The organism is Shimia sp. (genome assembly GCF_039969785.1).
In the GTDB taxonomy this organism is placed as follows: domain Bacteria; phylum Pseudomonadota; class Alphaproteobacteria; order Rhodobacterales; family Rhodobacteraceae; genus Shimia.
The window spans coordinates 97855-109848 of sequence record NZ_JBDVNC010000031.1 but is presented as its reverse complement, the minus strand read 5'-3'; the positions used below and the strand labels follow the sequence as shown (position 1 = coordinate 109848).

11 protein-coding genes are annotated in these 11994 nt (G+C 52.4%); 8 read left to right on the top strand and 3 right to left on the bottom strand.

Annotated features, from left to right (window positions below; translation table 11 throughout):
- The first annotated feature begins 156 nt into the window (after positions 1 to 156).
- From ABJI08_RS14270 to ABJI08_RS14240, 7 genes are all read left to right on the top strand, one after another.
- A complete protein-coding gene (locus tag ABJI08_RS14270) occupies positions 157 to 630 on the top strand; it encodes a hypothetical protein (RefSeq protein WP_348402515.1) in 474 nt (157 codons plus the stop codon).
- A complete protein-coding gene (locus ABJI08_RS14265; protein ID WP_348402514.1) occupies positions 627 to 857 on the top strand; it encodes a hypothetical protein in 231 nt (76 codons plus the stop codon). Before ABJI08_RS14270 ends, ABJI08_RS14265 begins: the two co-directional genes overlap by 4 nt.
- A 241-nt stretch (positions 858 to 1098) precedes the next feature.
- Positions 1099 to 3120, top strand: coding sequence for an ATP-binding protein (locus tag ABJI08_RS14260; protein WP_348402513.1), 2022 nt, complete (start codon positions 1099 to 1101; stop codon positions 3118 to 3120).
- A 169-nt stretch (positions 3121 to 3289) separates the two neighbouring features.
- The gene (locus ABJI08_RS14255) at positions 3290 to 4297 is read left to right on the top strand and encodes a DUF4365 domain-containing protein (RefSeq protein WP_348402512.1); all 1008 of its coding nucleotides are present in this window, start codon (positions 3290 to 3292) and stop codon (positions 4295 to 4297) included.
- 252 nt (positions 4298 to 4549) lie between these two features.
- Positions 4550 to 5869 (top strand): SIR2 family protein, encoded by a 1320-nt coding sequence (locus ABJI08_RS14250; protein WP_348402511.1) that lies wholly within the window; start codon positions 4550 to 4552, stop codon positions 5867 to 5869.
- A complete protein-coding gene (locus tag ABJI08_RS14245; protein WP_348402510.1) occupies positions 5866 to 7674 on the top strand; it encodes an ATP-binding protein in 1809 nt (602 codons plus the stop codon). The genes ABJI08_RS14250 and ABJI08_RS14245 overlap by 4 nt, the downstream gene beginning before the upstream one ends.
- 276 nt (positions 7675 to 7950) lie before the next feature.
- Entirely contained in the window at positions 7951 to 8952 is a 1002-nt protein-coding gene (locus ABJI08_RS14240) for an RES family NAD+ phosphorylase (RefSeq protein WP_348402509.1), read from the top strand.
- Between the two features lie 53 nt (positions 8953 to 9005).
- Here the strand turns inward: ABJI08_RS14240 and ABJI08_RS14235 are convergent, their stop codons facing one another.
- Entirely contained in the window at positions 9006 to 9710 is a 705-nt protein-coding gene (locus ABJI08_RS14235; RefSeq protein WP_348402508.1) for a hypothetical protein, read from the bottom strand.
- A 435-nt stretch (positions 9711 to 10145) separates the two neighbouring features.
- Here ABJI08_RS14235 and ABJI08_RS14230 point away from each other — a divergent pair, with 435 nt between their 5' ends.
- Positions 10146 to 10475 carry a DUF1801 domain-containing protein gene (locus ABJI08_RS14230; protein ID WP_348402507.1) on the top strand — a complete coding sequence of 110 codons (330 nt, stop codon included), beginning with the start codon at positions 10146 to 10148 and terminating at the stop codon, positions 10473 to 10475.
- Positions 10476 to 10547: 72 nt separating this feature from the next.
- Here ABJI08_RS14230 and ABJI08_RS14225 read toward each other — a convergent pair whose 3' ends face one another.
- The gene (locus tag ABJI08_RS14225) at positions 10548 to 11048 is read right to left on the bottom strand and encodes a HAMP domain-containing sensor histidine kinase (protein WP_348402506.1); all 501 of its coding nucleotides are present in this window, start codon (positions 11046 to 11048) and stop codon (positions 10548 to 10550) included.
- A gap of 9 nt (positions 11049 to 11057) precedes the next feature.
- Complete coding sequence (locus tag ABJI08_RS14220) at positions 11058 to 11954, bottom strand: HAMP domain-containing protein (RefSeq protein ID WP_348402505.1); 897 nt, start codon at positions 11952 to 11954, stop codon at positions 11058 to 11060.
- Positions 11955 to 11994: the final 40 nt, after the last annotated feature.

Genomic DNA, 11994 nt, shown 5'->3' with positions numbered 1-11994 from the left:
CGCTTCAAGGCCAGTTCAGAAGCTGCAAAGAAAACCACAAAGGAGGCCACCATATTGACCAAAGCATAGCCGCCGATACATAAATAAAGCGGGTCAAATCTCGGTGACAATACCGGGTCAGTTATCAATGACATTCAACACGAAGTCTATCAAAAGATGGCGACGGGCGCACTGAAACCTGCCCTCGACAGTGTTTCGGGAAAGCTCGCCGACTTCACTTTTCTCAAGACGCAGGTGCAACACATATTGAAACGCCATCGTTGCGGTGAAGGATGGACGGTCCAAGAAGTTGCCCGGATCACAGGCTGGAAAGAGCAATGTATTGCACATTGGTGTGACGCTGGTTTGATAGAGCATAACCTCGGTAGCCATTCCCGAGGTCTGTCGAGAATTATCACCCCTGAAGCACTTGCTGCATTTCAAGCAACACACGTCCAAGTGTCATCTCTGGCCAAACAGCTCGACACCACATCCCGATCGTTGGTTAAGAAATTAGACGAAAAGGGGATTAAAACTGTCGGCGCCTTTCAAGATGGGAAGGCAACTCGTGGGTTACTTGTCGCTCTATCGGATCTTGTAAAAGGGCTCGACGACTTATTGGTCCCGCCTGTTGCTGAGAAATCAAAGTGACTTTGTTTGAAATCGCATTCTTGATCGTTTGTATTTTAATGACAGCAGTGACAGTGGCCTACTTCACCTGGCTGGTTTGGACGCGCGGCCGGGATCCCGTTGATGATCCCAAACTCGTGGAAAAATTTCGAGAGACCGCCCCTTACCAAAAGCTCGATCACGTTCTTGATCCGTCTGAGGATGAAAAAGGCTTCCCTTTAGAGGATGGTGGCGACGATCAGAGCTGACAAGTTGGCAAAGCCTTGTTGGCATGCCAATTTCGTTTTGAAATTGGGTTTTCGCCAAAACAGGTTTTCATTTCTTCAGTGTGGGCGGGTTGCTGCAATTCGCTGTTCATGGGAGCGGATCAGGCCGATTTGTCAAAGTAGGCATTCCGACCAAGTCATTTACTTCACGTGAGTTGCTCTTTTTGGCTCCATGCGCTTAGGGTTGTCGAAATTTTAGATTGAATCATGAGGCCGAGGTATTATGGCAGACACCCATTTCCGAGTACAGGTAGAGCGTGATCATCTCAAAAAGCTGTCAAGCGCCGATCCAGTCAAGGCGTTGTCTGAGTTAATTTGGAATTCAGTGGATGCTGACGCCACTCGCGTGGACATCGAGATTGAAAGCGACGATTTCGCCATGCGGTCTATTACTGTCCGGGACAATGGCCACGGCATCCCGCAAAGCGATATCAAGGAACTATTCGGCAAGCTCGGTGGATCATGGAAACGCAATGGGAACCGCTCGAAAGGCAAGGGCCGCATCCTCCATGGCAAAGAGGGCAAAGGACGCCTGAAGGCGCTGGCACTGGGTCGTTCAGCTGAATGGACTGTGCGCTATCGGGAAGACGGCAAGCTGTTCTGGTACAAGGTTTCGCTGCTCAAAGATGATCTGGTCGATGTTCGCGTAACGGAGCCAAAAGAGGCTGAACCAGCACTCGGAACAGGTGTCGAGGTCGTGGTGTCCGAGCTTGACCGTACTTACCGGTCTCTCGAACCGGCAAAATCAGTACAGTCGCTATCAGAGATCTTTGCGCTCTATCTGACTGGCTACAAGGATGTGTCAATTTACGTTGAGGCCGAGCGGCTGGACCCGAACAAGGCGATTGAAGAAAAGGTCAGCTTTGATCTTGATTCTATTATTGAAGGCGAAGGCGAAGAGGTTAAAACACATTCGGTGAGGCTCGACCTCATCGAATGGAAATCTGCGATCGAGCGCTGGTTCTTCCTCTGTGGTGTGCATGGCTTCCCCTTCCAGCGCCTGGCACCCCGGTTCCATACCCCTGGCTATCGGTTCTCTGCTTACCTGAAATCCAGCTATATTGACGACTTGCAAGAACGAGGTGAACTCGACTTTGCCGATTTGGTCGCACCAGCACTTGCTGAAACACAAGACGCGGCTGCCGAAATCATTAAACGACACTTCGACAATAAGGATGCAGAGGCGGCGCAGACCGAGATCGCCCAATGGAAAGAGGAAGAGGTTTATCCCTTTCGAGCGGAACCGCAATCCCCAGTTGAAAAAGCAGAGCGCAAGGTCTTCGATATCGTCGCCTTAAACGTCAACAAGCACCTGCCTGACTTCAAGGTGCAGAGTAAAAAGAGCAAAGCACTCCAAATGAGAATGCTCCGGCAGGCCATTGAGCGCGGCCCAGATGAACTTCAGCATATTCTGACCGAAGTACTGGATCTGCCAGAGCGCACACAGAAGGAAATGTCCAAACTACTGGAAGAAGCCGATTTGGCCAACGTCATCAGTGCCGCTCGTCTTGTATCTGACCGGCTCAAGTTCGCTCATGGGCTTGAAGCTCTTATTTTCAACCCGGACACCAAGAAACACCTCAAGGAGCGCAGCCAACTGCACCGTTTGATCGCCGAGAATAACACGTGGATTTTCGGCGAAGAGTTCCACATGACCGTGGACGACCAGTCCTTGACAGAGGTGCTTCGCAAGCATCAAAAACTCATCGGGAAAGAAACCATGATAGATCGCCCGGTCACTCGGGTGGATGGCAAAGTCGGTATCGTGGACTTGATGTTATCGAGGGCGATCCCACGTCAGCGCGAAGGTGAGTGTGAGCATCTCGTCGTGGAATTAAAGCGGCCAAGCTGCAAGATCGGATCAGCAGAAATCAATCAGATCGAAGAATACGCCTTTGCGGTAATTGAGGATGAGCGCTTCCGGCACCTTAAGACAAGGTGGAGTTTTTGGGTTATCTCAAACGAACTGGACGAAACTGCCAAACGAAAGACACGCCAGCACAACAGCCCGCCCGGTCGTGTCTACATGTCGGAAGAAGGCAATGTCGAGGTATGGGTAAAAAGCTGGGCCGAGGTACTGGCCGCTTGCAAATCCCGCATGTATTTCGTGCAGAAGAAGCTGAACGCAAATGTCGATACGGAAAGCGCCCTAAGGTATCTCAAGAATACTTACGAGAAGCACCTTGTCGGAGTAGGTGAAGAATATGTGGACGATCCGGAACCTGCAGATGCTGGGCTGAGCTAATACTGGCTCTGAACAGTAATTGCGGATGCTCACTTTCATGGTTTACCGATACCGCAACGGAGGTCGGCCAAGAAACCAAATTGAAGAACTTAGCAAGATCAAAATGGGCTTTCTGAGCGCCGTGCCAGCCCCGGGCTTCAGAGTAGTAAATCTTCCAGAGGATATAGTTATGGCAAAAAGCCGGGTCGACAATCATATGAAGGAAGACGCTTCAGAGCTGTTAGTCTCCAATTTGCTTCCTGAAGAATGGGTGATGCGCAAGTTGCACCCAGACTACGGCGTCGACGTCACTATCGAAGTTTTTGAGCGCCAAGAAGGAAAAATACCTACAATGGGGGAATTCCTATTTGTGCAGCTCAAGTCAACAACCTCGCTTAAACGTGGCATCGAGCCGATCAAACCTCGAGGCAACGTCGAAAAGGGTCTCGACCCTCAAGACGGAGATGCAGAGCACGAACTCGACGTCGTGCGCTTTGTCGTCGATACTGACACGATTGATAACGCACGACTCATGGGGCCATCTACTCCGCTGATGCTGTTTGTATGCGATCTCGTTGAGAGCGAAGTTTATTACGTTTGCCTGACCGACTATTACGACAAGGTCATTGAACCGCGTGGGATTGATCTTACCAAGCAAGCCTCCGTCACCGTGCTCATTCCCGCCGGGAACAAACTCACCGATCCGAGGTCGGCTCAGGTGATGCGATTCTTCGCCACCCGCGCGAAGCTCTATGGCATGTTTAATCTCGCACAATTCCAGTACCGTGAAGCTCGATGGATCCTCAGTGAGTTCGCTGACCACGATTACGTCGAAAAGCTTCCCAGCAACTTTGCTATGATCGAGAGGTTCGCGTATCGACTGCGCGCGATGCCGATTTGGGAGCGGGATATACCTTGGCAACTGATGCGCGACTATAAGACAAGACTGGACCTCATTATCAAGAACATTGAAGCGGATACGCTGGGCCTTATCTTGCGCGGGATTGACGCCTTCCTGAAGGGTGACGACAAGGCCCTCACGCCACTACTGCAATTTCACGAACTATGCTCGATGTCATGGGAGCAATTTTCTGCCATTGGACAAACATTCGAAGACATTGTCCGCGAGTGGTTTCTGCCCACTTGGATGGGACAGCTTGGGAGCGGTGAAGAGCCATATTTTCGTGAAATTAAGTGATTGCGGCCAGGCGAGAACTCAACATCGCCTTGAAGTTGAGCGTTCACGGAAATAGAATCTCATTCTTACAGTTAGGGAGGTTTCCGAGCTTTCGCTGCGGCCTACCATTTTCACCAATAAATCAGCAGATCAGACATTGATCATCTTTTCCCTGACCACCCTCAAAAAAACCTCTGGGGTGTCTCCGGGCTCATTTACGATCTGAGGTGACTGATCTACTTTCATCTCAAAATTGCAAAGCGGGGGTGTGAATTGGCCAATTTCTGGGATGGGGAACCTAAAGGTAAAAAGGAATTAGTTCGCCAGCTGACGCGCGACGGCAAGTGGTTGCGGTGGGATGGCGAGAAAGAAAACCCAGACGACCCCAGCAAGAAACCCAAAGCAGGATGCAAGGATCAAGTTGAAGAGGCCCTGTTGGCGGCGCTGCATTCAACCAATGTTGTAGTGTTGTTGGGGTCTGGGGCATCCTTCTCGGCCAAGAACGAAGGTGGGCCGAATGCGCCGGGAATGTGGCATCTCTGGCAGGCGGTCAAGAATAAATGCGGCGAGGCTGCGTTCAACGACATCACAAACTCAGTGATAGGACATGTGCCAGCCGAGGGTGACGAAAACATCGAAGCCCTGTTGAGCTTATGCAAGATGTCCATCGAATTGCTGGAGGTTCGGGCTGAAAAGGATGACGTTTTCCCTGATCGGGCGCGGTTGGAACATCTGAAAGAATTTGCAGCCACCGCAGAACGTGAAATTCTTGCACAGGTCGGCTTCGTACGCAGCGACACCGAGCTGCCAGCGCACACTGGCTTTCTTCGCAAGTTCGCTCGCCGATCCCCAGAGAAGCCCAGAGTGAAGCTGTTCACCACTAATTACGATCTGTGCATTGAGACGGCGGGCCTACGCCTCGGTGTCGTGTTGATCGATGGGTTCTCGCACAGTGCCGAACAGCGGTTCAATCGAGATCACTTCGACCATGACATCGTAAGGCGAGCTGCTTCAAGCGCAAAGGCCGACTACCTCGACGGCGTGTTTCACCTTTACAAGCTGCACGGATCGGTGGATTGGCGGCGGAAGTCTGATGAAGTGGTTATTCGCAGCGCCGATGCCCCCGGAGAAAACCGCAAGCCAGTCCTGATTTATCCACGCTCTTCCAAGTATCAGGAAGCTTTCGATAGCCCCTATCTCGATATGTTTGCGGCCCTGCAAGCAGCGCTCCGAGAACCCGACACCACTTTGATTGTCTCCGGCTTCGGTTTCGCGGATGACCACATCAGCGCTCCGATCTGGTCGGCCATCGAAACGAACCTGTCACTTCGCCTCGTGCTCTGTGATCGTGGGTTCATAGAGCCTCAAAAATTATTCGATGAAGAAGCACAGGAAATCAACCTCGATCTGGGTGGACAACGCCGCTACCAGAGCAAGATCGCACGCCTTGTACAGCAGGGCGATACGCGCATCACTATGTTGAATGGCCGCTTCGAAGACCTTGCCGACGCGTTGCCGATGATATCAGGCAAAACGGATCGCCAGCTGTTGCAGGATCGGCTTGAGAAGCTGCGCGAGGGCGGTGGCACATGACTGACCCCGCCTCCCTAATCGACCCGTCCAAGCGCATCGGAACGGTCACACGGGTGACTGCGAGTGCTGTGGAACTCACTCTGCCGAACGCCCTTGCCGCCCTCGGTCGGCGTGGGCTGGCCAAAGGTTCCGTGGGCGACTTCGTGTTCGTCGATTGCGACCGCGCTGCGATCTTGGGGCGCGTGACTGAGGTTGGCATCCCAGACAGGCAGAGAAACGTCATTGAGCACCAGATCGAAACCGATCCTACGGTAGAGCCGCAGGGTCGTGTCCAGTTATTGGCAACCGTGAGTAAGACCACTCGTAAGGTGACGCGCGGCATCAATACTCAGCCAAGGGTCGGTGATGGGGTCTACCTCGCAGAAGGCGGGGCGCTGTCTAATTCCATCAAGGATGCCCTTGAAGGTGACGTGGGGCGTGATGGTGAACGATTGCTCGTGGGATTGGGTCACCTTTCTGGGTTGGACGATGCGGCGCTCGACATTCCACCAGAGAAATTATTCGGCCGTCATTGTGGGGTCTTTGGTGCGACCGGCGGCGGGAAGAGCTGGACGGTTTCCCGCCTTATCAATGAGATCGTGCGTATCGGTGGGAAATGCATTCTCTTCGATCCTTCCGGCGAATTCACCGGCAAAGTGACGGGCGCGTGGCAATACGCGTTTGGCGAAGCTGGCGATGAAGATCAGCCCTTAGCGCGGTTTCCCAGCGAGAACCTTTCGGAATTGGACTTACACGCCCTTCTAACCCCGACTGGTCAAAGTCAGGGCCCGGCCCTTCGGAGTGCCACTAAGAGCCTTCGCATGGCTCGGGTTCTAACCGCTGACGCAAAACGGTTCCCAGTAGAGGAGAACGGTGGCAAGCTGAATATCATGATACATAGAGGTGACGATCCTGTGGGGCATATCGTGGTCGAGGATCATGGCACCATTGAAAAAGCAAATCAGAGCCGCATCGCATACAGTCAAGCCGAGCTAATTCTTGCAGACGATCTTTCTGTTGAAACCTGTCCGTTCGATTTCAGTGCACTTTCACGACAGGTGCGAAACGAGTGTGTAAGGCCAGTGCATAACAATGATGCCTCGAAATATGGCCAACTTGATAACAATGCAGTTGGATACTCTAACTCGCTGATCATACGAATTGAGACGTTTCTTTCTTCTCCTGAGTTGGCATGCCTGTTTTCAAGCGATGGTCTGGATATCTGTAGCGAGATTGAGCGCTTCTTGACCGACTCGAAGGCCAGAGCAATGGTCCTGTCATTCGAAAAAGTCAGCTTCAAGCATAACACGAGAGAGTTGCTTCTGAATGCGCTGGGGCGCTACCTGCTCGGTCTTGCGCGGCAAGGCCGGTTTCGCCAGAACCCGCTCGTTTGCAGCTTGGATGAAGCACACCAGTTTATTGGTCGGACTGTGGGCGACGAATTCAATAGCGTTAACCTTGATGCATTCGGCTTAATTGCAAAGGAAGGCAGAAAGTATGGGTTAACTACTGTTATTGCGACGCAGCGCCCCAGAGATGTACCACAGGATGTTCTCAGTCAACTCGGGACACTCTTTGTTCATCGACTAACCAATGATCGAGATCGGGAAACCATCGAGAGGGCATGTGGTGACTTGGATCGCAGCGCCGCTGCTTTCATCCCATCCCTGTCGCAGGGCGAGGCAATCATTGTCGGCCCCGATTTACCCGCACCTTTACCGATCGTAATGGCCAAACCCGAAAAAGGGCAGCAACCAGAAAGCCACGGCCCAGAGTACCAAAAGTATTGGGGGCGAGAGGAGGTCGGCCCCGTGGTTGAAGAATGACATCAACGTCGTCCACCAATGGTACCCTACTCGCTCAGCTTGATCGGCTTCACATCAACGCCACAACCGTCTATCCAAGCATCGACCAGACCGAAGTTCATCTGCGAAATCAGCGCCAATCAACAAAGCCTGTAAAAATGACTTCGAGCGCAGCGTCCGAGTACACTCCCGAGGGGTGAAGGAACGGCAGCGGCAATACGCAAGCCGCTATCGACAACCGTTGACCCATTGAGATTTGAATGGGCATTTTTGGCAACTTTTTTGCGAGAAAACATAGTGACCCATCCTGCCCCCACACATCCATTAGATGAGTCAGTTTTTGAAGATGTGTTCCTTCAAGAGCTGGATTCTTGGTTCACTGCTGACATCGCTTGTTGCGATCAGTGTTATGAGAAGTTTCTGAAAGAGTGGCCTGCGGCGAACTCTGCAGATGACTGCGAGTTTCAGAAAAACCAGATTCAACTTGATAGCTTTTACGATGGGTCTCGGATAAACGCGTTTTATACTCTGGAGCAGTTTGAGCGTCTCGCCCGTGATTTGGACTGCCCCAGGTGCAGCGGGAAGCTCGGATACACCTTGTACCCATATAACTTCCCTTTTGATATCCCCGAGGGCTTCGAAAAAAACGTGGAGGAAATCAGTACCCTGGCTCAAGATACACCGTTCCTTCTGCTAAAAAATGAGCTTGCTTCCGAGGTTCTCAACACCCTTGGAAGTTTGGCAGCAGAAACTGCGACGAGTGAAATAAAATCAAGTATGTTTAGGGCGCGCGCGTTAACGGGTTTGAAGAACTTTGAATTCGAGCAGTTTGATTTTGCGGCTCCCGAATATGTGAGTGAGGGACGTTACAATCATGCGGGAAAGCCTGCTTTGTATTTGGGGGACAGTAAGGAAACATGCTTCCATGAGTTGAGGCAGTCTGAATGTGCAATTGCTGAAATTTCTCTTGAAGCTGATATGAAGGTTCTGGATCTCGTTTCGCCGTATGACAGTCATGGTGCCGACACTGATCTGCTGAATGCCCTGATCTTTTCAGCACTCTTGAGTACCCCCCAAGACAATCATGGCTACCAAAAACCTGCCTATGTGTTTTCACGGTTCGTTGCCGACTGCGCGCGCACATTCGGCTTCGATGCAATTAGATACCCGTCAACGAGAGTGTCAGAAGGCTCTTATAATTTGGTTGTTTTGAACCGCGATTTTTCGATTGGACGGAAATCAAAAATGCGGAGTTTGTGCGTGTTTGATGGCAAGAGATCGAGGACAATTGAGCTCTGAAGTGGGTCCCTGGTCAGGGCATGCCAACAGAGGCCACTAACCTCGCAAGCGGGTCAGGCTTGTTGTTCGCTTTCCTGAAGCCATTCCACCCATGTTCTCAAAAAGCTCCTGAAACTGTCTTCGCTGATGCGCAAAATGTTCAGCCCTTCCAGGTTTCCGAGACCGGTTGGGCAGTGACCTTCTCCATGCTGGCAATCCCGACGACCATACTTCCCGTTGACAAATGCATACATTTTCACAGGACGGTCATGGCCACTCCTGCCATCTTCATCGAGATAGACAATACCTCCATGAGCCAAAGCATTGCGAAGTATGCTGACCCATTGGTTAGCAGGCATTCGGCGCGCATTCTCTGAAGCTTCATCACTGCCCAATCTGTCTGCGGTTTCCTGGGGAATACCATCCGCTATGTTGAAAAGCGGTTCTTCACGCAGAGCTAAAAATGACCAGGCGCCATCCTCATAGAAAGGTGCCGCGGCAAGTGTGCCTTTTCTGACCACCGCATCGAAAGCTTCCACAGCTTTTTCGTTGATTTTCCGATCATCCGCATAGCCTGGATCTTTGTTGATGTGCCGCTCAATCCGCTCTATCGGCAAGTTGATAATTGGCATCGCCATTGAGATTAGGAAAGTTGTTGTGAGGGGCCCGAGGTCAGGGCGGTTGCCTCCGTGGATGCTCTCGGCTTGCTCCCAAAGACCGTCAACCAGTTGCAAGCAACGTGCAGGGAGTTCAATGCCATAATGGTTCGGTTGTCCCAACCCGACCTCCTAAATGCAGTTGGCAGAACTCATATGCGCTGAGTCTACAATCCCGGATTGTTTTGATCCATTGGTATTCGCCGTTTTCCCACACAAACTAACTCTTTGTGGGAGAAGTGATGTCCTTTGGCCATTTGTACTAAGCGCCCTGGGATATGCCCTCGCCGTGCTGATCACTAACGGTATAAACGCACGTAAATACCTGAAAGTTTGCGGTGCAAAGTTATGGTCAAGATCGAGTGCAAAATTAGCGCTATGAAAATGAAATTTTCTCAATAAACGAGCCGACACAGTGCAAGTTTATGCTCGGCCCTACAGAGTTTGTAAGATTACAAAGAGCCGTTCGCAGCGTGTTGCGAACGGCTTTGAATTCTTAAGAAGTTAGGACCGCGTCCTTAATCTCAACCGTCATCCACAGGGACTTCAGCTAAGGCTATGAATGGACTTGAACAGGACGCAATTGTTGAGAGACTTGATCAGATTATCCGTCAATCCGCGCCAGACGTGGAAACGCTTCGGAAATATGGCGGCACACTCTACACGCTGAAGCCTGACGAGAAGGAAGTTCAGTTTTGCGGCCTCTTTCAGTACAAGGATCACGTCCAGCTTGCCTTTAGCAACGGCGCCGCCCTCAAAGATCCAAATCAGGTTCTTATTGGAACAGGAAAGTTTCGCCGCCATATCAACTTCTCTAATCTGCAACAGATTGACCCGAATATCATTGGCGGGTTGATCGAAAGCGCTGTTGCGTATTCACTTTCTTAATTGGCGAATGCGCAAGCTCTGGACCCGTGACATCGGGTTTGGGATGTTGATTTCCCACATCACGACCGAGGGTCAATTCGGCGGGTTTTCAGCGAATTGGATGTCAAATATCGCCCCTTGCCCATTCTCCTGCGGCGCCGCGATTGCGGTCAGCGTTGCGCCATACCCTTCGAGAAGAGCGGTGACGATGGCCAACCCCATACCGGTGCCACCTTCTTCGCGCCGCGTTGTAAAAAATGGGTCGGTCAGACGCGGTAAATCGCCCTCAGACACCCCTTCACCATCATCGCAAATGCGCAATCGATTTTGGGTGAACGACAGGGTTAATTCCCCTGCCCCATGAGCGCGGGCGTTCTGCGCCATATGAGCCAGGATGATTTGTCCATGTTCCTGAGAGAGAGGGAGCATCTCATCGCTGGGCTCAGCAATCCGAACAGCCAGCCCGTCGATGTCCGGGATCATGTCCAACAGGCGCCCGGGTCCCGATTTTTCGGCTTGTCGCAAATGGGCCATCTCGCGCAAACGGGACAAAAGCGTGTTCATGCGCCCGGCCTCGGTGCGAATGTTGTCCAACAGTCTGTTTCAGTCTGCCGGCGACAGCGCAGACCCCTCCAAAAGTTCGGCCGCACCAGCAACCGACGTAACCGGGCATTTTAGTTCATGGGTCACATGATCCGTATAAATCGCGATTTCATGCGACCGGCTGCGCAGTTTATCGGCCATCGACAGCATGCTGTGCCCAAGCTCTGCCAACTCACGCGTCCCGTAATGCTTAAGAGGCGTCGACGTCGGGTTTCCGCCATCGGCAATGGCGCGCGCCTCATCTCGCAGACTGCGCACTGGGCGCGACATCAGACGCAACAAGAGCCACCCAACCAGACCTACTCCAAAGACCATGAACAATACCATAATGACCAGCGCCGCAGCCTCATAGGCTGCGCGGTCAGCAGAGGGCATGGATTTCGGGGTAATGCGTTGGCATCGATTGCCAAACGCGTGAAGATTCGCTGAGCCAATTCCAGACCGCTTCGCCAACCCCAGCCGTTCGCGCCCATCCTGCGAGACAAAGCTGACTGCCACGCTCCAGACGCTCCCGTCAGGAGCGGCCGCCTCGCAATTTGACGTGGGTAGCGGTTCGAAACGCGTGCCCAAAAACCGGACGCCGTAGCCCAGACTCAGCAGGCAGGTGGACAGGGAATGCAGGTGACGCAGCGGCGATGCTGCGCGAACCGCGTTCACACCCATTGGTCCAATCTGTGCCTTCTGAGCAGTGCCACCGTGAGTGGAAAAATAACTGCGTTCCATTTCCGACAGCGCAACAGGCTGACCCCGGTGCCCCAACGGCAGGCAGAACAGGAACAGCACCGCCGGCAAAAGCGGAGACAAAGCAATCCGACGCCGGTCCACCCGCAGGAAGGCGGCCAATGCAAATGCGTCGATCGCAAGTGCCAAAGCATTGAGGATGTTGATCGCCAGCATCTGCCCGGCCAGCCGGACTGAGGCGGCAATCAGGAACAGA